Source organism: Limnohabitans sp. 2KL-17, from assembly GCF_003063415.1.
GTDB lineage: Bacteria > Pseudomonadota > Gammaproteobacteria > Burkholderiales > Burkholderiaceae_C > Limnohabitans_A.
Genome location: NZ_NESK01000012.1, coordinates 91,267 through 111,787, shown reverse-complemented (window position 1 = coordinate 111,787; position 20,521 = coordinate 91,267). Strand labels below are relative to the sequence as shown.

Genomic DNA, 20,521 nt, shown 5'->3' with positions numbered 1-20,521 from the left:
CGCATCGTGAAAAGGCTCTCGGTGAAGGTGTCAGCGCCGCGCATCATGTGTCCGTGTAGTTGCTCAACAATTAACGTTTCTCAGGGGCTCGGCGTGGACCTAAACATGGGAGTATTTCAGCAGCCTGTTAAATAGAACTCTATTGAGTGCTTGATATTATTGATTGAAACTTAAAATCAACTACGTTCAAAATACCTTTATCCTTGGTATATTTTCTCAATAGCGGTTTCAAAATTACGCGTAAATAATGGTGTGTCATAAAGTGGACCGTTATCGATACCGTGCTTGACTCGATTTTTCAAACTTCGTAAAAGAGTAGCATCGTTGTAAATGCGAAGCGCCAAGGCTTCGTAGTCTTCTTCATTGTGTACCGTCAGCTCTGCCAGACCAGTTGCATGCAATAAGCTACTGGCGACTCGGCTGGCAAATGTTTGTCCGGCGCGGGTGACCAATGGAACGCCTGCCCAAAGCGCATCCGATGCCGTAGTGTGTGCGTTGCATGGGAAGGTGTCGAGAAAGAGATCTGCATGTGACAAACGTGTCAAATGTTGAGCCTCAGGCAAGAATGAGGCGAAAATAATCCTGTTTGGATCGATGCCTTCTTCTGCAGCATAGCGAAGCAAATTGCTTTGAGCCCGCTCTGTAGATTTCAACATCCAGAATACGCTGTTGGGAGCTTGTCGCAAAATGCGCATCCAAAGCTTGAATTGTGAAGGTGTAATTTTGTAGGCGTTGTTGAAGCTACAAAATACGAATTTATTTTCTGGAAGGTCACTTGGCCTAGCTTGTGTCAGGTCGGGCTTTGGTCTGCCGTTGTTATTGGGTTGGTAGCAGTCAGGCATATAAATCACTTCTTCGGTGAAAAACTCCTGATTGTCTGGCGTGATCAAGGTGTGATCGGCCACGATGTAATCGATGAAACTTGCGCCCATGGTGCCTGGGTAACCCAGAAAATTGATTTGAACCGGTGCTGCGCGCTCAGCGAAAATAGTTGGGCGGCTGCCTTCCGTGTACCCCTTTAGGTCAATCGCAATGTCAATTTCCAGTTCGCGTGACAAGTTGACTACAGCACGATCACTGTAATGGTAAACCTCGTGGTAATGGTCAAACAGAAGTCGCAGCCGCTCGGTGTATTCATCCTGTCGACTGACATCTAATGAAAATGCGTGCAGTTCAAATTTGTCACGGTTGTGCGCTTTGAGCATGCCCTCTATCAACATGGCCGTTGCATGGTTGAAAAAATCGCATGAATAGTAGCCAATTTTTATTTTTGAATGGTGTTGGTATTTTTTCAAAGGCCCCAAAATACCCGTCGCGGTTACTTTCTTCGCCCAACTCTGGTTGTATTTGAGATGCACTTCAGCGTCATTCGAAAAAATGATGGGTACGAAGGGGCCCGAGTACTCGCATTTCTCATCATTTTTCAAGACATCAAGTGTGGCGTCGTATTTGGCCCAATCGCAATGGAAGCACATGGTGTAAAGGAATGAGCCTGATGCCGATGGGTTCACCTCGCAGGCCCGCTCCGCATACTCCCAGGCCTTGTTCAGATCTCTTTTAATGAGCATAGCGGTGGAGATATTGCCCAAGGCCATGCTATTTTTTGGATCAATGGTCAAAACCATTTCAAACTTGTCGATGGCCTCGTCCATGCGTTTGAGCCGTGACAAAAGATTTCCATAATTAATCAGTGCTGTAACGCGTTTGGGCTCCAGTTGCAGAGCTTCTTCGTATTTTTCGATGGCTGCATCCATCTTTTTCATTCGGCAAAGCACTTCAGCATGGCCGCACAGTTGGTGAGCCGTCGCCTTGCCGTTGGCATGGAGTGCTTCGAAGGCTTCAAGGGCAGATACGTTAAGCCCTCGCTCCATCAACAGAAGGGCTTTGCAAAAAAGCAGATCATTGCTGTCAGGAATAAGCTTTATCGCCATGTCTAGAAGGTCGACAGCGCCTTGGGTCTGTTTGAGCAGGTTCAAACTGGTGGCCATGCGGACGTAAGCCGTGACGTTATGCGGGTCGATGCTTAAGAGTTCGGCATAACTGTTGACCGCTTCCGCATAAGCGCCCATGGTTTCGTGGCAACGGCCAGTCAACAAATGCACGAGTTCTGGTTGCTCAGCAGCCGTTTGACACTTTTTGAGAAAAGGCAAAGCCAACTCATGGGCCTGGTGCTTGAAGTGAATTTTCGCAATGTTCAGATTGGCCAAGCAGTGCAGCGGACTGAACTTTAAGATTTGTGCATAACTTTCGATGGCTTTTTGGTCTTGGTTTGTCTGCAAATACGACAGGGCACAAAAATCATGCAGCTTGATTTCATGAGGTGTGCGTTTTAAACCCGCTTGGCAAGCAACGATACATTCCCGATATTTTTTGGCTTGGTACAACTGATCTGCACGGCCTGTCCAATAAGCATTGCGCTCATGAGAAGCAACGGGTTGTCCCATCTTCAAACTCCATTTTCGAATTCGTCCCTACAGGCCAAGCTTTGATCAAGCTGCAATCTTCCGAACTTGCGGACCTAGGATGCTCTCCAGTGCGCTCAATTCAGACAATAGCAAGGGGTCGCGAGCGTGGTGTTTCAGCGCCCTCAAGGTCACTTGGTGGGCACGGTAGTGATCGCCTTCACAGCGCAACACGCGTACCCAGTGTCGCCAAGTTTCCAGCGTGGTTTGAGTGCCTTGTAGCGTGACCAGTTTTTCCAAAGCTTTGGCTGCCTCGGACCAATGGTTTTGAATCTCGCTGAGCAAAATGTGCGTCACCAGCAGATCTTCACTGTCCGGGTATTCTTGAAATGCGGTTTGAATCAACTCGACCGCATCCTGCAGGCGGTCTGATGCCACCAATTTAGCTGCGAGCTCGCGCACGTCAGCGGGTGAACTGGCCGGGGCGAAGTGGTCTGCCTTGAACGTGGCGTCAAAGGCGGAGTTTTGTGAGTGGGTAACTTGCAGCATGGTGTGATCCTTGTCAGCGCCAAGCGGCAAAAGCTTGCCGACCTCTTGGGCGCAAGCATTAATAAGCAATAGTCAGGCCAGGTGCCTGTAGGTCGGATATGTTGTCGCGTGGCGCGATCAGCTCAGCAAATGCAAAACCATGACCGGTTGCTGGTTGGCTTGCGAAAGCATGGCCGTTCCTGCCTCTTGAATGATCTGGGCTCTGGCCAAATCTGCCGTCGCCTTGGCATAGTCGGTATCAATCAAGCCACTTCGGGACGCGCTCATGTTCATGGACACGTTGGCAGAGTTGTCAGCGGCAAAATTCAGCCGGTTCATGGCGGCACCCCATGTCGTGCGTGCCGACAAAATGCTGGTCTGGGATGCTTTGATGTCTGTCAGTGCCGAACTGGCATTGGCCGTGGTGCCAACTCCGCTGCTTGTCAATGCTCCCAGTGAGCTGAAATCACTGAAAGTGACCTGCATGGCATCGCTGCTCTCACCAGACGCGCCAATTTGCAAGTTGACAGGACTGCTCAAGCTTCCGTCAAGCACCTTGTTACCGTTCCAAGAGGTGGATGTAATGATCGTGCTCATGCCGGCTTGCAGTTCTATGAACTCGCTGTTTAGGGCTGTGCGGTCGGTCGTTCCATTGGTGTCGTTGGAAGACTGAATGGCCAACTCGTTCATGCGTGTCAACATGTTGGACAGAGCCTGTGCAGCACCATCGGCAGTTTGGATCATGCTGATGCCATCGTTGGCATTTCTGACTGCTTGATTCAGACTCAGGATTCTGGATTGCATGCGGTTGCCAATGGCCATGCCCGCTGCGTCGTCGGCTGCGCTCGAGACCCTCAAGCCTGTGGCCAGTTCGGTCATGGCGTGTTGCAGGTTGCGGCCATTGATGGAGAGCGAGTTTTGAGCTTGTTGGGCTTGCAGATTCGTATTGATGGTCGTCATGGGCAGACTCCTGCAGGGCTTGGTCCGTAATCTGGGCGTGCATTAATGCAACTGTTAACAGTTCAATCAACACGAGGGGCAATAACGCATGCCAACAAAAACGCCCCGGACGATGCCGGGGAAGTACTTACTGATCAGCGTTACTTAAGCAGTGACAAGACCGACTGAGGTTGCTGATTGGCTTGGGCCAACATGGCGGTTGAAGCTTGCTGGATGATTTGCGTGCGGGCCAATTCAGTGGTGGCTTGCGCGTAGTCGGTGTCTTCAATCTGACTGCGCGATGCACTGGTGTTCATGGCCACGTTGGCCAGGTTGTCAGCGGCGGAGGTCATGCGGTTGACTTTGGCACCGAGGGTAGATCGGAATTGGTCCACGGCAGTGATGGCCGCGTCTATGTCAATGACAGATGCTTGTGCATCGGAGTTCGATGAAACGTCCAAAGAAGATACAGTGAGAGCCGTGGAATCCATCGCTTGAAATGCGACAGTAATGGATGAAGTCGAATCGCCTTCTGTGCCAACTTGAAAAGTCATCGTATCGTAAGATGCACCACCACCAAGGATGCTCATACCGTTCCACTGTGTATTTTCAGCAATCCGCGTCACTTCGGATGCCAGTTCATCGATTTCAGTCTTTATTGCTTCACGGTCAGTCGTTCCGTAGGTGTCGTTTGCAGCTTGCACCGACAACTCACGCATGCGTTGCAGCATGTTGGTGATTTCTTTGGTCGCGCCTTCAGCCGTTTGCATCATGGAGATGCCGTCGTTGGCATTGCGCACGCTCTGGTTCAGGGCTTTGATCTGGGATGTCATGCGGTTGGCGATGGCCAAGCCGGCGGCGTCATCGGCTGCGGTGTTGATGCGCTTGCCGGTTGACAGCTGCTCCATGGCTTTGGACATGCTGCGGTTGTTCACCGACATGGCGTTTTGGGCAACGATGGACTTGACGTTTGTATTGATAACAGAGGACATGGTCTTACTCCTTGAAGAGATTTTTCAAACGGTCGGCAGGAACCAAAGGGAGTAGGACCTGCCTGGATACACAGAAAGTCAGAATTGATTTCCTGTTACTTGATGAATCGGCTGTTGGATCGGGAACTTGAGAAGCTTGATTCAATTTTTTTAAATCAAGTCTTTTCATTCAGCAGCATGCCTCGCACATCCTTGAGGTTGTGTGCTACGCGCAGCAAGGCTTCATCTGGGATTTGTCGAATCACTTCACCAGTATCAGAGTTTCTGACCTTGATGACCACTCTGTCGACGGACTTGTCAATGCTGAAATTGAGGTTGCGCCCAGAGTCACTCATTTGTTCGTTGAGTTGGTCGATGGCCTTGCGCAAGTTGTCTTCTTGCGCTTTTTTTTCCTGTGGCGGTGCAGCCGCCACGGGTGATGTTTGCAACCCGGGAGATGCTTCTTTTTGACCGTTCTCCACCTTGGGCGGTTCTGAAGGCGCACGCAATGGGGGGCTACCAGCAAGTTGAACGCTGGATGCTGTCGGGCTGATGCTGTTGTTCATGATCGTTTCCTTTGCAAATGCCCCTGACAGCGATCTCCTCGCTGATGGCACTGCAGGGCAACCTGTTTTTACAGATTGCCCAATCCAGGGGGTGTCGATTGATGAATCGGTACCGCTGGGGAAAACTTGAGAATAAATCGCTGAATAATTGTGCGAAATATTTTTATGAGCTATTTTTATGCTGTTAAATAATTTTACAAATTATTTTGTATACATGGCCATCATGCCTTCGAAACTGCTCTTGAGGTTGGTTTTGGTGCTGGTGCTTTCACCGACGATGCTGTCCATTGCGCTGAACTGCTCTGTGTAACGGGCGAGCAACTTGGCCATGCGGTCTTCCAGCGTGACAAGATCTTTTTTGTACTGCGCAATCTTGTCGGTGGTGCCTTTTATCTTGATTTCAATATCCCCCGTGCTGCGCAGCATTTTGTCGATGCTGCGGAAAACCGCTCCACCCAAGCCACCTGGTGAGCTGCTGTAAACACTCAGGTTGTTCGAGTTGGCTGTAAAAAGTTGAACCGCTTCTCCAAAGTTGGCTTGAAGCGCCGTGTCCAGCGCGGCTTCATCCAGTTGCAATTTACCCAGACGGTCAAAAGAAATACCAACATGCCTGGCTGCATAAATATTGGGGTTCAAGGGGGGATCGACCGGCACATCGGGATCTGTGTAAACCTTGTAGTCGGCGGTCATCATGGTGCGCATTTGTGAGCGAACCGACTGGATCAGGCTGTCGCCTGCCAACACACCACCAAACTCTTCAACCTTGCTGTCGCGGTCGGAAAGAATTTGAACGCTGTCCTCAAAACTGTTGTAAGCATCCACCAAGGCCTTGATGTTTTCTTTGACACCCGTAGTTTCGCGGCCCATGTCGACCCGTGCAGCCACCGAAGTCGGGGTGTACAGGTCAAAGGTGACACCCTCGATCACATCACTGACTTGATTGCTGGTGCGCTCAATGTCCAGGTTGTTGATCGTTAGTTTGGCGTTTTGTTCAACTTGCAAGGGGTCGTCGAGCAATGTTATGGAGGTGCTACTGACTGATAGTTTTTTTGCGGCGCCTGTTTCGCCTGTGTACACAACGGTGTAGCCGCTGCCGGTGTTGATGAGTTGGGCGCTAATGCCTGTCGTGGAGGTTTGGCTGTTGACCGTGCTCACCATGCCTGCTGGCGTTGCCATATTTTTGGGCACGGTGATCTTGTGCACAGTGCTGGTCCCTACGTTAAATGTCAGTGTAAATTCCTGGCCGGCTTTTTGGGCATCCGGATTGATGGGGGTGTCGCTGGCCACGAATGAGGTTGTGCCAAGCCGGGTGGCTTGGGCTATTTGTTCCACTTTCACGCTGTAAGTGCCCGTTGATGCTGCGGACGATGCCGTGACTCCAAATGCCGTGGGCTGGCTGTTGACAGGTTTGATGGAACTGAATTCAGTGCGGTCGTTGACTTTTGCGAAGGCAGCTTTCAGATCTGCAAGTGCAAATTTCAAGGCACCATAACCCGATATCTGTGATTCGGATTTGGTAATTTTGGCGTCAACCCGTTCTTTGCGAGGCGCGCGTTCGGCTTCCACCAAGTTTTCGGCCAGCGATTTGGTGTCAATGCCAGATCCAGCCCCAAGGGCGTTGACGAAGTTGACAGCCATGGTAGTGATTTCCGGTTACAGTTGGTTGATTGAAGAATCGGGTGTCAGGGCTATAACTTGAGTTTCCATCTCGAACTCAGCCCCGGATGTAGTCAAACAGGCTCAAACCTGAAATTTTTGCAAAGCTGCTCATGGCGGCCTCAAGGGCCATCATTTCTTTGTTCATTCGTGTGGCTGCTTCTGCATAGTCCAGGTCTTGAACATCTGAAAGGGTGGATTTCAAGCGCAAGGAAGTTTCGTCCAGCACATCGATTTGGGACTGAACGACCACTTGGTCAGAGCCTGTCTGCGCCAGGGCAAAAGTCACGCTGTTGAACATTTGGGCGACATCACCGATGCCTTGCTGTATGCCGGATGTGTTGCTGGCCTCAACGGCATCGACCATTTCATCAATGGCTTTGAAGAAACCAACGCTTTGGTCATTGCCTGCTGAGTCGGTACGTATGACCCGACTGAAAATGTCTGTGCCTGAGCGGGTGAACTTCACCGTTCGCTCCACACCGGCGGGGATATTGGTCTGTGTCTGGTCACCCTGGTAAATCACATTGCCGTTGCTGTCCTCTGCAAAAGCGGGGGTGTTCACGCGGGTGGCCGAAAAAATATAGTTGCCGCTGTCGTCTTGTGAATTGCCTGTGCTCAAAAGTTGATCCCTGATGGATCGCATTTCTACCGCAATGGCTTTGCGGTCACTGGGTCCCAGTGTGTCGTTGGCGGCCTTGATGCCCAGCTCCTTGATGCGGGTTAACAAATCGACAGATGATTTGAGCGCCGATTCTTCTGCGGTATACCTTCTCAGCGCGACATTCATTGACAGCTGCTGGCTGCCTTGCCGCTCAATCTCACCCTTCAAGCGTTGAATGGCCGCGGCTTGGTCTGGCGAGTCACTGGGGGCCAGGATCTTTTTGCTCACTGCCATCTGCGCCTGCGTGGCGGCGAGTTGGTTCTGAATGGTGCTCATGCGCTCGGTGGCGCGCTCAAACAAGAAGGAGGTAGATATTTTCATGGGGGCCCCTGTTTAACGGACTTGCAGGATGGAATCAAACAAGGCCATGGCCACTTGCATGACTTTGGCATTGGCTTGATAGGCTTGCTGAAAGCGGACCAGTGCTGAGGCCTCTTCGTCCAGGCTGACGCCAGAAATACTGTCACGCGCTTCTTGGGCTTGCTTGTAGACCACGGTCAGGGCTTGTTCGGCAATGGCGGCTTGCCGTGCGACATTGCCCACCTGGTTGACGCGCTCAATGTAGGCCTCGGTCATGGTCATTCCACCGGGCATGACGGCTTTGTCTTCTAGCGCGACCATGCGCAGCATGGCTTCGTTGTTGCCGATGCCATCGGCATTGCCGTCGATGGAGAAGATGTCGCCCGATTTTGGAGCGGTCGAAAATTCGAGCTTTAAGCCCCTGTAACTCAAGCTGGGGACATTCGAGTTCGGGTTGGCTTGCAATGTGCGTTCAGCCAGCACGGTACCGGGGTTGGTGCCGGTGTCTACAATTTTGTAAGTGGTGTCCGAGGTGAAGGTGACTTGCAAGGGTGAAGCCCGCAAGGTCTGCTTCATGTTGCCTGCGATCCCATCATATTGCGCCGTGACGGTGGCATTGCTCGCTACGCCACTGCGATCGGTCACAAAAATCAGCAAGTCATCTTTGGTCGCGCCCTGGATGGAGATGCGGGTGTCAAAGCCCAGACGACCGAGGTCTGCAGGCGTGCCGTTGCTGCCCATGCCCAGACGGATGTCGTCGGTGGTGTTGCCGCTGGCGCGTGACAGCACCAGTTTGCCGCTGGATTGGCTGGCCGTGATGCCGGTGTTGGCAGTTTCGGTATTGAGCCAACTGACGACCGAAGTCAAAGTCAAGGGCCCTGCCAGCTCAGTGAGCGGACGACCGTTGAGGGTCAGGGCACCGGCAGCAATGCCCGTAGAAGAAGGTGCAAAGGTGTTGCCTGTCAGCACGGCGGCTGTCTTGAGGGGGGGCAGCAAATCACCGGTGGTGGTGTTGAACTGTTGCAGCAGACCCACCTCGGCTTTGGCGCCCATAAAAAGGTCCATCGCTAGGTAGCTCGATGCACCGCTGGCGTTGAGGCTGGCCGAGCTGTAGGTGGCCCCCGCTTCCATGCCGTTGCCCGGTTTGATCAGCAGGGCTTGTTCATTGGCATTCAGGGTCTGGCCAAGAAGGTGGCGGCCATCTCGGGTCAGCACTTGAAAAGATTGGTTGGGCCCCGGGTTTTGCAGGGTCAGCGACAGGTTTTGGGTGCCAACAGGCACCAGGCCCAGGCTGGCAAAGGGCTCGCTGACGCTGGTGGTGACCGTGAGTGCGCCCACTTGTGGTGTTTGCGCCAGTCCCAAATCACCGTACAAAGCGGTGGGGCCTGCAAAATCGGGTGCCGTATAGCTCACGCGTGCCTGCGCCGTGCCGCTGTTGAGCGGGTCGTCAATCACCCTAAATTGCCCGGCAGCAGCCACCCGGTTGGCATCTTGCACCAGCACGATCATGCCGCCGGCTTGAAATGGCTTGTCTGCGCTGAAACCAAACAGATCGCCTCCCAACAGGCCTTCGGCATCGACGCCATCGCGGTGAACGGCATTGATTTCATGGGCCATAACTTGGGCCAAGTCGTTCAGAGAGTTGGTGGCCGGGCTCAAGACCTGCTCACGAAAATTCATGACACCGCCGATTTTTCCGCTGCTGATGCCGGGCATGGTTTCAGGCTTGCCGTAGGCATCAATGACAAACTCGAGCTTGTTGCTGTCAATCGCAGACTGGGACACGCTGATGGCCCGCGTGGTCGATTGTTGAACCAAAATGCCTTGGTCCAAGGTGTCGCCCACGCTGATCAGGACCGCACCATTGGGCTCAAATTTGGTTTTGACCGAGATCAAACCTGACAATTCGCGCAACAAACGGTCACGCTGGTCCAGCAGCTCCGAGGGCTGGCTGGCTGCAGAGCTGATTTTGAGCATTTGCTTGTTGAGCAAACCCAGCTGCTGTGTCAAAGAGTTGATTTGACCCACATCGGTTTCAACCGATTGGCGGGTTTCGTTGTCGAGCAATTCAAACTGACTGGCCAATTGTTGAAAGCGTGCCGCCAAACCGTCGGCGTCGCGCATAAAAGTGCCGCGTGACACCATCGACGCAGGGTCGCTGGCCAGGTCTCTGGACGATTCAAAAAACTGGTTGACTGCCGTGGTCAGCCCAATGCTTTCATCGCCCATCACATCGATTAGGCGGTTGACGTAAGACAGCAGGGGTTTTTGGCTTGCCAAATCGCTGTTGCTGTTGCGCAGGTTCGATTCAACAAAAGCATCGTATTGCCTTTGCACCGAATTAAAGCGGGCCCCTGTGCCTAAATAGCTGTTGCCGACTTGTTGAGGCTGGTTAGAGCTCAGCGAGACATCTTGCCGTGTGTAGCCATCGGTGCTGACGTTGGCAATGTTGTTGGACACCGTGGCCAATGCGCGCTGGTAGGCGCCCACACCCGAGCTGCCAATGCTGAGCAAGTCACTCATGGTTTAGCCCCCGGTGTGGCGCCGTTCAGCTTGAAGCTGGTGGTGCGGTCCAGTTCATAGGCTTTGATGGCCTCTGGCTTGAGGGACATCGCCTCACGCGGGGCGTGAAGTGGCATGGCCTTTGCCTCGGGTTGACGCAGTTGTAGCGCATCCTGTGTGCTCATTTCTTGCGCCCGGACCATCTGGCGTTCCATCATGTCGGCCAGGCCCATGCCGCCGCGCTTGACCATTTGCAAAGAGATTTCTTTGTCCATCATGTCTTGGTACATGTCTATGCTGCCGCCTTCGACCAAATCGCTTTTTTCGATCGACTCGCGCATGGTCTTCATCATCTGCTGAATGAAGTAAGCCTCAAATTGTTCAGAGGTCTGGCGAACGGCTTTGGAAGGGTCGCGCGCGGCCTCACCCTTCAGGCGCGCCAGGGCGTTGAAGTCCAGGTAGCTGCTGGGGGTGGTGTTGGACACGTCGCTCATGGCTTTGCTTTGCTTTAGATCACGATCAGCTCGGCACGCAAGCTGCCTGAACTTTTGAGTGCTTCCAGAATCGCAATCAGTGCCGAAGGTGTGGCGCCGACCTGGTTGACGGCATCCACCACTTGGCGCAGGTCAACACCTGGCTGGAACAGGAACATTGGGTTTTTGGGCTCGGACACCGCAATGTCGGCGTTTTGAACCCCAGCGGTTTGACCCCGTGACAAAGCATTGGGCTGAGACACTTCGTTGGTCGCGGCGATCGCTACCGAGATGGTGCCGTGCGCCACAGCCGCTGCCGTGACACGCACATTGCGGCTGATGACCACGGTGCCGGTGCGTGAGTTGATCACCACGCGTGCCGGTGGCTCGCCAGGCACCACATCGAGGTTTTCGACCATGCTCATGAAGGCCACACGCTGTGACATGTCGGTGGGCGCTTTGATCGAAAACGACATGCCGTCGAGGGCTTGCGCGGTGCCTTGGCCAAAATTCTTGTTGATCGAATTGACGATGGCTGTGGTGGTGGTGAAATCTGATTCACGCACGTTCATGACCACGTGGTCAGACTTTTCAAACGGGGTTTCGACCATGCGCTCAACGGTGGCGCCACCTGGAATGCGGGCTGAAGTTGGCACACCAATGCTGACTTTAGAGCCTGCAGCACTGGTATCAATGCCTGTGGCAGTGAGTGCGCCTTGGGCCAAGCTGTAAATTTCGCCGTCGACACCGCGCAGGCTGGTCAACAGCAGGCTGCCGCCACGCAGGCTGGTGGCCTTGCCGATGGCCGAGACATTGATGTCAATTTTTTGGCCAGGTTTGGCAAAACCAGGCAATTCGGCGGTGATCATCACCGCGGCCACGTTCTTGATGTCGATCTTGCCGCTGGTGGCATTTTGCTCAAAGTCTGACAGCGGGCCATCAATGCCCACACCCAGGCGGGCCAGCATGGCTTTCATGCTTTGGGCCGTGAAAGATACATCAGCGCCATCCCCTGTGCCTTGCAAACCGACCACCATGCCATAGCCAATGAGTTGGTTGCTTCGGCCTGCGGCCACAGACGCCAAATCCTTGACGCGATCGGCCCAGGCAGCGCCCGACAAGCCAAGCAGCAAAACAAGTGAGAAGAGGGCAGATTTCATGGGGTTCACCAGCATGGGGTTGCGTCAGAAGGGCCAGAGCTTCATCAAGGCACTGGTGCCCCAACCGGCTTTGGTCGCGTTGGCCATATCGCCGGTGCCGCGGTATGCGATTTGTGCATTCGCCAAACGCCTTGATTGCACGGTGTTGTTGGGCGAGATGTCTTCGGGACGGATGATGCCGCTGACCTGGATGATCTCGGCCCCTTCGGTCAGTGCCAGTTGTTTTTCGCCGCGCACCATGAGGTTGCCGTTGCTCAGAACTTCGACCACGGTGACAGACACGGCACCACTGAGGTTGGCACGTTGGTCGGCCTGGCCTGTGCCAGTGCTTTCGATGGTGGCGCTGTTCAGGTTGACACCGTCCAAAGCGCCTTCACCCTTGCTGCCAAAAATTTTGCCAGGTAGGCGCAATGCCTTGCTGGTGAGACCTTCTGGCACCACATCGTTGGTGGATGCGCGTTTCAGATTGTTGCTTTGTTGACGACCTGCCTGGGTCGATTCATTGAGCAGGACGGTTATGACATCGCCCGGGGTGTAAGTGCGGACCCGACCGAACCAGTTGTCGCTTTGGCGCCCGTTGTAGATGGCACCTGTCGCCATGCGGGGTTTTTCCAGGGCGACCGGCAAGATCGGGGCAAATTGAGGGGAGTGCGCCATGGGTGCATTGGGCGCAGCGCAACCGGCCAGACCCAAAGTCATGACAAGCCCCAAAGTGTAAAAAGAAGGTGTTGTTTTTTTCATCAGACGCTTACATGTTGTTGTTCAGGAAGCGCAGCATGCCGTCCACGGCCGAGATGGCTTTGGAGTTGATTTCGTAAGCACGCTGGGTTTCGATCATGTTGACCATTTCTTCCACCACGTTCACGTTGGAGGCTTCCAGTGCGCCTTGCATGAGTTGGCCTGCACCTGCCACACCGGCTTGACCGACTTGCGGTGCACCACTGGCGGTGGTTTCTTTCAACAGGTTTTGTCCAATCGATTGCAGGCCGGCGGGGTTCAAAAAACGGGCAGTCTGGATCTGCCCAAGCACCTGGCTGCCACCGCCCGCTGCGGTCTCTACCGACACCGTGCCATCCTGGCCCACGGTGATGCTGGCGACGTTGGGGGGAATGGTGATTGCGGGTTGCAGCGCTGCGCCGTTGGCCGTGACCAATTGGCCTGTTGCAGACAATTTGAAGCCGCCATCGCGGCTGTAGGCTGTGGTGCCGTCTGCCTGGGTGATCTGGAAGAAGCCTTCGCCTTGAATGGCCAGGTCCAAAGCGTTTTTGGTACTGACCAAACTGCCTTGGGTGTGTGTTTTTTCAGTGGACACAATGCGCACACCAGTACCCAGCATCAAGCCGGTAGGGGCTTGTGCATTGGCACCCACTTGGGCACCAGGCTGGCGCAGATTTTGGTAAAGCATGTCTTCAAATGAAGCACGGTCACGTTTGAAGGCGGTGGTGTTGACGTTGGCCAAGTTGTTGGCAATAACCGACATGCGCGTTTGCTGCGCGTCCAGGCCGGTTTTGGCAATCCACATCGATGCATCCATGGTGTTCTCCAGTTATTTCTTCATGCGAGCTTCATCAAGGAGGCGCCGGATTCGTCCAGCCCTTTGGTTTCCTTGATGATGCGAATTTGGGTTTCGAAGCTGCGCGACTGGTCAATCAGTCGGGTCATGGCCTCGATGGCGTTGACGTTGCTGCCTTCTAGCGCCTGGGGTATTACTTTCAGGGGGGTGGTGCCGATAGCGATGTCGGTACCGGGATCCTTGCCGTCGATTTGGTACAAGCCATCCAGGCGGCGTCCAAGGGTGACATCTGTGCTGTCACGCAGACGCAATCTGTCGATCAGTACGGAAGGTTCGGCGCCAGTTTGGGCCGGGTCTTTGCCGTAAATCGTGCCATCGGGGTTGATGTTGATCAACACGCCCAAGGGAATGGTGATGGGGCCGCCATCGCCCAGCACCAGATGGCCCGAGCCGTTTTCGAGTTGTCCCTGCGGGTTGATTTTCAGGTCGCCTCGGCGTGTGAACGCCATTTCGCCGTTGGAGGCTTGCACCGCCAGCACCGCTTTTTCTGCCAAGGCAATGTCCATGGGGTTACCCGTGGCCATGACGGAGCCTGGTGTCATGCGTATCGAATTACGGGCGACGGCCTGTGCCTGGAAGCGTGAATCAAAGCCTGGACCTTCCACTTTGATTGATTTCAGGGCCACGTCGTAGCTGCTTTTGAAACCCACCGTCGATAAGTTGGCCAGATCATTGACCAACACCTGGCGGGCTGTGGCCATTTCCTTGATGGTGGCGTTGGAGGTGAAGATAAGGCGGTCCATGGCGTGGCTTTCAGTGGGTTAAGCAGTTCAAGCCATCAAGCACGGATATTGATGATCGCGGAGGTCATCGTGCTGCTGGTCTCAATGGCTTTGGCGTTGGCCTGGAAGTTCCGTTGTGCGGTGATCAGGTCCACGAGTTCTTGTGTCAAGTCGACGTTGGCACGCTCTGTAGCGCCAGCGCGGATTGAGCCAAAGCCGGCTGAGCCAGCTTCACCAATCTTGGCGATGCCCGAAGTGGCCGATGCCAGATAACTGGCGTCACCCACCTGGCGCAAACCGGAGGGGCTGGAGAAGTTGGCCAAGGTGATCTTGCCCAGCGAGTTCTGGGACCCGTTGGAATAGGTGGCATTGACTAGACCATCGACACCGATGTTCAGGCCCATCAGATCACCTTCAGGTGCGCCGTCTTGTGACTGCGACAGCACCGCAAAGGCACTCGAATACTGGGTCGACTTGGTGAAGTCAATGGACATGTTCAACGCACCCTTGCCGCCTTGCAGGAAGGCTGTTTCGAAAGGCATGCCTGTCAGGGGCGAAACGGGTTTACCGGTCAAATCGAAACTCAGCTCGCCGCGGTCCAGATAGACGGGCCACCATTCGGTTTTGGTAGAAATCCCGGTGGCGTCTTCGGTCTGGCTGCCATTTTTGACATATTGCAGGGCACCGTTTTCAGTGTATTGCGCCAGTTTTTTCCACTCGGTGGTGGCGCCAAACTGCATTTCTGTGTCGGACAAGCCCCAGTCAGCGGGACCGGTCACCTGAATCGATGCGTTGTCCCCCGTGGTGCCTGTAATGAACTCAAGTTGTTTGGTTTTGGGGTCGAAGCTGACGGTCACACCTGTCACCTTGCGACCAGATTCCACGTCCACCACCGTGTTGATTTTGTCTTGCAGCGCTTTGGCAAACGAATCGATGTTGGTATAGGTGGTGGGATAGGGCAGTTCGATTTTGGAAGCGATCCCGTCTACTGAAACAAAGAAGTCTTTGTTGGCGGATGTCACCAACACACTTTTGGTGGTGTTGATGGTCATGGTTTCACCCCTCAGCGTTGCCGGTTCACTGGCCTTGCCGCGCAAGGCTTCAGAGGGCGAGGCCTCCACAACCAGTTCAGCATTATCTGCAAGCCCCATCAAGGCGATGGCTTTGTCATTGGCGGATGTGATGTAAATGCTGGAAGCGTCTCCTGTGGTACCAGAGGCGATGGAGAATTTGGCCGCATCGGGGTCAAACTGAACCGTGATGCCAAAGCTGGCATTTCTTTTGAATTCATTGACGGCGGTGGTGGAGACATCGTCAGGCGTGTCTGCCACAGTGCCCAGCACGTTGTTGATGGCGATTTCAACGTTGCGCGACAGCACTTCGGGGTCGAAGTCACTTGCGGTGAGGGCGTAGTTGACGTCACGATATACGCCCGAGTTGTCAACCTGGATTTTGAAACTCAGGGTTCCCGTGGTGGCACCGACCAAAGCGCCATTGTTGTAGTTGACTGTTGTCAGTCCGCTGCCAATGGCTGTGGCGGGGGAGGATGCGCGGATGTCTTGCAGTTGGTCCAGCGTGTACATCTCGGTCGTGCCCGAGCTGGGCACAACGCGTGTGTCACTTTTAGGAAGAACATCGCCGTATTTGTTCACAAACAAAGCGCTGCTCACGTTGTCGGTGGCTTGTTGCAGTGCAGGCTTGACTTGGGTATCGCCCACAAAAAAGTAGGTTTGCCATTTGGAGAACGGGCTGTCCTGGCTGGCGTTTTGTGTTTTGGCGTAATACACCGTGGCCAGGTAGCCGTTACCACCACTGTCGTATACCGTCAGTGCGGTGCTTTTGTTGTAGGTGCTGGCGTTGGTCCGGTCAAAGTCGGCGGTGATCACCAAAGAGTCGGCGGGCAAGTTCAAACCCAGCTGAATTTGCGTGGTCTCGACCGCCTCACCGGAGGTCTTGGGTGGAATCGTCAACGCAGACAGGTTGGTCAAGTCGGCCTTGCCGGACGAGTCGACCGAGGCGGCTTGCAGCCGTTGTCCAGTGGAGTTGACCACGTTGTTCTGGTCGTTCAGCGTGAAGGAGCCGTTGCGGGTGTAAACCTCTTGCAGGCCATCCGCTGACTTCAGTGGAAAAAATCCGTCGCCGGTGATCGCCAGGTCGAGTGAGTTGCCCGATGTGGAGATGTTGCCCTGGCTGAATTCCTGGCTCACTTGTTTGAGCGACACACCCTGACCGATGTTGCTGGAAGATTTTTGCAGCGGTGATGTCGAGAAGATGTCGCCAAAGTCGGCACGCGAGCGTTTGAAGCCCGATGTGCCCACGTTGGCGATGTTGTTGGATGTAACGGCCAACTGTGCGGTGGCAGAGTTCAGTCCGGTGAGCGAGGTATAGAACGACATGCTGGAAGGCTCCTGTGATGCGTAAGGGTGTGGGGTCTATTCAGGGGGTGGGCGTTTTGCGTTGGCTTACATGCCCACGCGTTTGACATCGGTGAGCAAGATGACTTTGCCGCCATCGATTTCTACGCTGACGCTGCCGTCAGACGGATTGGTCACGATGGACCGAACCGTGGAGAGGGCACTGACCGCGACTTTGGCGGTGTTGCCGTTGATCACGGCATCAGCGGTCAGGCGGTACAAACCTGTAGGGGCAGGGTTGCCCATGGCGTCTTTGCCGTCCCATTGGATGGGGGTGGTGCCAGGCATTTGAGGGCCGGCGATCATTTCCCGAACCAGGTTGCCCCGGGCATCGGTGACATTGATCTTGATGCCTGCAGCGCCTTCTGGCAGGTCGATGTTGGCGTCGATGGTGCCGCCCTTGGTCAACTGTGTCAGTGAGTCGCTGACGGCCACTTTTTTACCGATCAGTGAGGCGCTGTTGAGCATGCGTTCGCCCGACATGGAGGTCACAAAAGTGTCCAGCGATGTTTGCATGTTGGTCAGCGCTTCGAGTTGCGAGAACTGCGCCAGCTGGGCCACAAAGGCTTCGTTCTTGACGGGTTCCAGCGGGTTCTGGTTTTGCAGCTGTGCCGTAAACAGGGTCAGAAAGTCCTGCTTGCCCATTTCTTCGCTGGTTTTTGACTTGGCCTGGTCTTTCACGTCTTCGTAACGTGTGACGTTTTTGAGCAGGCTGGAAGAATTGACGGAGTCGGTTGCCATAGGGTGCTTTCGGATCAGGCCTTGGTGATGTCCAGCGTGCGCATCATCAGTTGCCGCGCCGTGTTGATCACTTCTACGTTGTTTTGGTAAGAGCGAGCCGCTGCCATCATTTCCACCATCTCGGTGACTTCACTGATGTTGGCCTTGAAGACGTAGCCTTGCGCATCGGCCAGCGGGTTTTTGGGGTCTGACACGCGAACGGGTGTGGCACCGTCGTCCGACATGCGGTCAATCTTCACGCCGCCCACATAAGGCGCGCCGGCGTTGGTCATTTGCTCATCGACCAATGCTTTGAAAATGGGGCGTTTGGCGCGGAAGGCTTCTTTTTCTGTGGTGGATACCGTGCCGGCGTTGGCCAGGTTGGAGGCGGTGGCGTTCATGCGGGTCAGTTGCGCGTTCAGCGCGCTGCCGGCAATGCCAAAAATATTGTCCATGCTCATGTTCAATCTCCTCGCAGGGCTTTGCGCACGCTGCTGACCCGGTTTTCTAAAAAGTTCAAGGTGGCCTGGTAATCGGCCGCAGCTTTACCGTAGTTGGCTTGCTCAACGCTCATCTCTACCGTGTTGCCGTCGAACGAGGTGTTGAAAGGGGTGCGGTAGCGCATGCCGTCCGGGCTGAGTTCCTGGCCGGCGGCAAAGTGACCGGCGCTGGTGCTGGTCATGGCGGTTTCTTGTTGTTGAGCGGCGCCCAAGACGGCCTTGAAATCGATGTCACGTGCTTTGTAGTTGGGGGTATCGGCGTTGGCGATGTTTTGCGCCAACACTTCCAGGCGTCGGCTTTTGACTTGCAAAGCTTGTTCGTGCACGCCAAGTGCTTGGTTTAACAAATTCATCTGGACTCCTGGGCAACTGTTGTGGGTTCGATGTTCAAGGTTCGTCGGTCTTTTGACGTTGGCCGCTCAAGTTGAGAGGCCTCGTGTCGAATGCAGCAAAAGCTGTGCCAACTTTTTCTGTCACCTTTTGTGGGGTCTGTGAAGCGGCAATCACAGGCCTGCCATCGGCCAAGCGGCAATTTCTCGTCGTTGGCGGCAAGAGTTAGCCGGTGGGACTTTTTTTTCAGGCCGATGGGCTTGGGATGCAGTTGGTTGACCCAGCGGGTCTGTTTGCAGATGTTCAAGCCCAATGCCTTGCCAGAGGGGGCTTGTCGGGGTTGGTCCTGTTATTGCTTAACACCTTGAAAGTCACCCCGACTGTCAAAACTTCTACACCTATGAAACATTCTCCGCAAATGCTCTGCCGATTTTTGGATCAGTTGATCGCCCGTGGGCTCGTGCTGGGGTTGGCGCTGTGGCTATGCAGTGCTGCATCTTTTGCCGCAGGCAATGCCAATCCCGCAAGCGCAGCGGCGTTGCCAGGCGATGTGCTTCAAGCGGCAGTGAAAAACTGGGTCGCCCAGTCTGCCAAAGTGCCTGCCGATCAGGTCACGCTGGCCCCCATGGACGCGCGCATGAAGGTGCGCAGTTGCGAAAAGGCCTTGCTCATTGACCTGCCATTTCCCAACCCCGAGACTGTCAGGGTGCGTTGCAACCAGCCTGTTTGGCAGCAATATGTTCGTGTGAGTCTGCCAAGCAAAGCCCTTGTAAGCCTTGCTCCGCCGAAATTGGACAAGCCCCAAGAGCCGCCAAAACGGTGGGTGTTGGTGGCCAGCGTGCCTTTGCAGCGGGGCATGACACTCAATGAGACTCATGTTGAGCGTGTTCAGGTCGATACTTTGGGTATACCGGTGAATGTGCTTGAACTGGCTTCCGAAGTGGTCTACGCCGAAGTGGTTCGCGATGTGCGGCCCGGCGTGCCTTTGCGCAGTTTCGACATCCGACCCGCCGTGCTGGTGAAAAGGGGCCAGGTGGTTCTTTTGTCAGTGGGGCAGACCCAGGGTTTCCAGATCTCCGCCCGGGTGGAGGCCATGCAGGATGGGCGCTTTGGCGAGCAGATCAAGCTCAAAAACCGCGATTCCGGCCGTGAGCTGAGTGGCCGAGTGCAAGGACCCAACCAGGTGGTCGGTCTGTGACAGCGGCAAGCCGAATTAAGTCTGATGATTTTGCATGGTAAAAAATTAAAATAATCGCTCATTGGGCTCAAGTTGCAACATTTCGTGCCGATTCGATATTCGAGCGAGGTCTTAGCTCTTTGTCCAAAGACCAGAAAAGAGAACGAACATGACAGATCCCATCTCTCATTTTGGCCGCAAGGCCCAAATAGAATCCGGCAACCGGCAGACGGTGGCCAAGGGTGAACCGCGCGTTTCTGCCCCAACCGCCGAGGCGGCAGCGCAAGTTGCTTCGCCTCCGACAGACGAACTGCGCTTGAGCAGTGTGGCCCGTCAGGCCATGCAAGAGCCTGAGTTTGACCGTGCCAAGGTGGATGCCATCAAGACGGCCATCCAGCAGGGTCAATACTCTATGGATCCCCGACGCATCGCCGAGAGCTTTGTGGCCATCGAAAAAATGATCAAAGGCTGACCAAGGCATGAACGAGCTCACCCCTTCCCACTCCGAAGTTCTGGACCAGGAGGCTGCTTTGTTGGCTGCGCCTGAGTCTGCTTTGCGCTTGGCGGAGATCTTGAGCTTGGAGTTTGAAGCCCTCAAAACGCGCGATTTGGTGGCTTTTGAGGCGTTTCAGGTAGAAAAAACCTTGTTGTTGGAAGGTTTGGCGGTGACAGCGCAATGGGCTGCATCCCAAAACCCCTTGCCGGTTGTTTGGCAACAGATCCAGGACAGCTTGCAGCAGTGCAAGCAAGACCATTTGCGCAATATTCAGTTGTTGCAGCGTCAATTACAGGCTGTCAAAGGCGCTTTGCAGGCTTTGCAGGGCGAGTCGGCCCCCACTGTCGACTTGTACAACCGCATGGGCCAGCTTGCCAGGCGGCAAGGTGCTTGGGGCTACCAACTGGCCTGAAGCTACTTTCTTGAGG

20 protein-coding genes are annotated in these 20,521 nt (G+C 54.5%); 3 read left to right on the top strand and 17 right to left on the bottom strand.

Annotated features, from left to right (window positions below; genetic code table 11):
• Nucleotides 1-197 precede the first annotated feature (197 nt).
• The 17 genes from B9Z45_RS07915 to flgB all read right to left on the bottom strand — a co-directional run bounded on the left by B9Z45_RS07915 (nucleotide 198) and on the right by flgB (nucleotide 18,443).
• Nucleotides 198-2,444: a tetratricopeptide repeat protein gene (locus B9Z45_RS07915; protein WP_108406682.1), complete on the bottom strand. Its 2,247-nt coding sequence runs from the start codon at nucleotides 2,442-2,444 to the stop codon at nucleotides 198-200.
• A 45-nt stretch (nucleotides 2,445-2,489) separates the two neighbouring features.
• A complete protein-coding gene (locus tag B9Z45_RS07910; RefSeq protein WP_108406681.1) occupies nucleotides 2,490-2,951 on the bottom strand; it encodes a hypothetical protein in 462 nt (153 codons plus the stop codon).
• Nucleotides 2,952-3,068: 117 nt separating this feature from the next.
• Complete coding sequence (locus B9Z45_RS07905) at nucleotides 3,069-3,890, bottom strand: flagellin (RefSeq protein ID WP_108406680.1); 822 nt, start codon at nucleotides 3,888-3,890, stop codon at nucleotides 3,069-3,071.
• 140 nt (nucleotides 3,891-4,030) lie between these two features.
• Nucleotides 4,031-4,861 carry a flagellin gene (locus B9Z45_RS07900; protein WP_108406679.1) on the bottom strand — a complete coding sequence of 277 codons (831 nt, stop codon included), beginning with the start codon at nucleotides 4,859-4,861 and terminating at the stop codon, nucleotides 4,031-4,033.
• A 155-nt stretch (nucleotides 4,862-5,016) separates the two neighbouring features.
• Complete coding sequence (locus tag B9Z45_RS07895) at nucleotides 5,017-5,406, bottom strand: flagellar protein FlaG (RefSeq protein WP_108406678.1); 390 nt, start codon at nucleotides 5,404-5,406, stop codon at nucleotides 5,017-5,019.
• 201 nt (nucleotides 5,407-5,607) lie between these two features.
• Complete coding sequence (gene fliD / locus B9Z45_RS07890) at nucleotides 5,608-7,044, bottom strand: flagellar filament capping protein FliD (RefSeq protein WP_108406677.1); 1,437 nt, start codon at nucleotides 7,042-7,044, stop codon at nucleotides 5,608-5,610.
• A 76-nt stretch (nucleotides 7,045-7,120) separates the two neighbouring features.
• Complete coding sequence (gene flgL, locus B9Z45_RS07885) at nucleotides 7,121-8,047, bottom strand: flagellar hook-associated protein FlgL (protein ID WP_108406676.1); 927 nt, start codon at nucleotides 8,045-8,047, stop codon at nucleotides 7,121-7,123.
• A 12-nt stretch (nucleotides 8,048-8,059) separates the two neighbouring features.
• Entirely contained in the window at nucleotides 8,060-10,549 is a 2,490-nt protein-coding gene (flgK, locus tag B9Z45_RS07880; protein WP_108406675.1) for a flagellar hook-associated protein FlgK, read from the bottom strand.
• The gene (locus tag B9Z45_RS07875; protein WP_108406674.1) at nucleotides 10,546-11,022 is read right to left on the bottom strand and encodes a rod-binding protein; all 477 of its coding nucleotides are present in this window, start codon (nucleotides 11,020-11,022) and stop codon (nucleotides 10,546-10,548) included. Before B9Z45_RS07875 ends, flgK begins: the two co-directional genes overlap by 4 nt.
• Nucleotides 11,023-11,036: 14 nt before the next feature.
• Complete coding sequence (locus B9Z45_RS07870; protein WP_108406691.1) at nucleotides 11,037-12,161, bottom strand: flagellar basal body P-ring protein FlgI; 1,125 nt, start codon at nucleotides 12,159-12,161, stop codon at nucleotides 11,037-11,039.
• Nucleotides 12,162-12,185: 24 nt separating this feature from the next.
• On the bottom strand, nucleotides 12,186-12,902 hold the full coding sequence (locus tag B9Z45_RS07865) for a flagellar basal body L-ring protein FlgH (protein WP_108406673.1): 717 nt from the start codon (nucleotides 12,900-12,902) through the stop codon (nucleotides 12,186-12,188).
• Between the two features lie 7 nt (nucleotides 12,903-12,909).
• Complete coding sequence (gene flgG / locus B9Z45_RS07860; RefSeq protein ID WP_199221862.1) at nucleotides 12,910-13,695, bottom strand: flagellar basal-body rod protein FlgG; 786 nt, start codon at nucleotides 13,693-13,695, stop codon at nucleotides 12,910-12,912.
• Between the two features lie 20 nt (nucleotides 13,696-13,715).
• Nucleotides 13,716-14,477 (bottom strand): flagellar basal body rod protein FlgF, encoded by a 762-nt coding sequence (locus tag B9Z45_RS07855; protein ID WP_108406672.1) that lies wholly within the window; start codon nucleotides 14,475-14,477, stop codon nucleotides 13,716-13,718.
• Between the two features lie 35 nt (nucleotides 14,478-14,512).
• A complete protein-coding gene (locus B9Z45_RS07850) occupies nucleotides 14,513-16,852 on the bottom strand; it encodes a flagellar hook-basal body complex protein (protein WP_108406671.1) in 2,340 nt (779 codons plus the stop codon).
• Nucleotides 16,853-16,918: 66 nt separating this feature from the next.
• Nucleotides 16,919-17,611, bottom strand: a complete 693-nt coding sequence (locus B9Z45_RS07845) for a flagellar hook assembly protein FlgD (protein WP_108406670.1) — start codon at nucleotides 17,609-17,611, stop codon at nucleotides 16,919-16,921.
• A 14-nt stretch (nucleotides 17,612-17,625) separates the two neighbouring features.
• Nucleotides 17,626-18,051 carry a flagellar basal body rod protein FlgC gene (gene flgC / locus B9Z45_RS07840; protein WP_108406669.1) on the bottom strand — a complete coding sequence of 142 codons (426 nt, stop codon included), beginning with the start codon at nucleotides 18,049-18,051 and terminating at the stop codon, nucleotides 17,626-17,628.
• A gap of 2 nt (nucleotides 18,052-18,053) precedes the next feature.
• Nucleotides 18,054-18,443 carry a flagellar basal body rod protein FlgB gene (gene flgB / locus B9Z45_RS07835; protein WP_108406668.1) on the bottom strand — a complete coding sequence of 130 codons (390 nt, stop codon included), beginning with the start codon at nucleotides 18,441-18,443 and terminating at the stop codon, nucleotides 18,054-18,056.
• A gap of 377 nt (nucleotides 18,444-18,820) precedes the next feature.
• Between flgB and flgA the strand changes: the two genes are divergently transcribed.
• From flgA to flgN, 3 genes are all read left to right on the top strand, one after another.
• A complete protein-coding gene (gene flgA, locus B9Z45_RS07830; RefSeq protein ID WP_108406667.1) occupies nucleotides 18,821-19,618 on the top strand; it encodes a flagellar basal body P-ring formation chaperone FlgA in 798 nt (265 codons plus the stop codon).
• Between the two features lie 148 nt (nucleotides 19,619-19,766).
• The gene (gene flgM / locus B9Z45_RS07825) at nucleotides 19,767-20,069 is read left to right on the top strand and encodes a flagellar biosynthesis anti-sigma factor FlgM (protein WP_108406666.1); all 303 of its coding nucleotides are present in this window, start codon (nucleotides 19,767-19,769) and stop codon (nucleotides 20,067-20,069) included.
• Between the two features lie 7 nt (nucleotides 20,070-20,076).
• Nucleotides 20,077-20,505, top strand: a complete 429-nt coding sequence (gene flgN, locus B9Z45_RS07820; protein WP_108406665.1) for a flagellar export chaperone FlgN — start codon at nucleotides 20,077-20,079, stop codon at nucleotides 20,503-20,505.
• The last annotated feature ends 16 nt before the right edge of the window (nucleotides 20,506-20,521 follow it).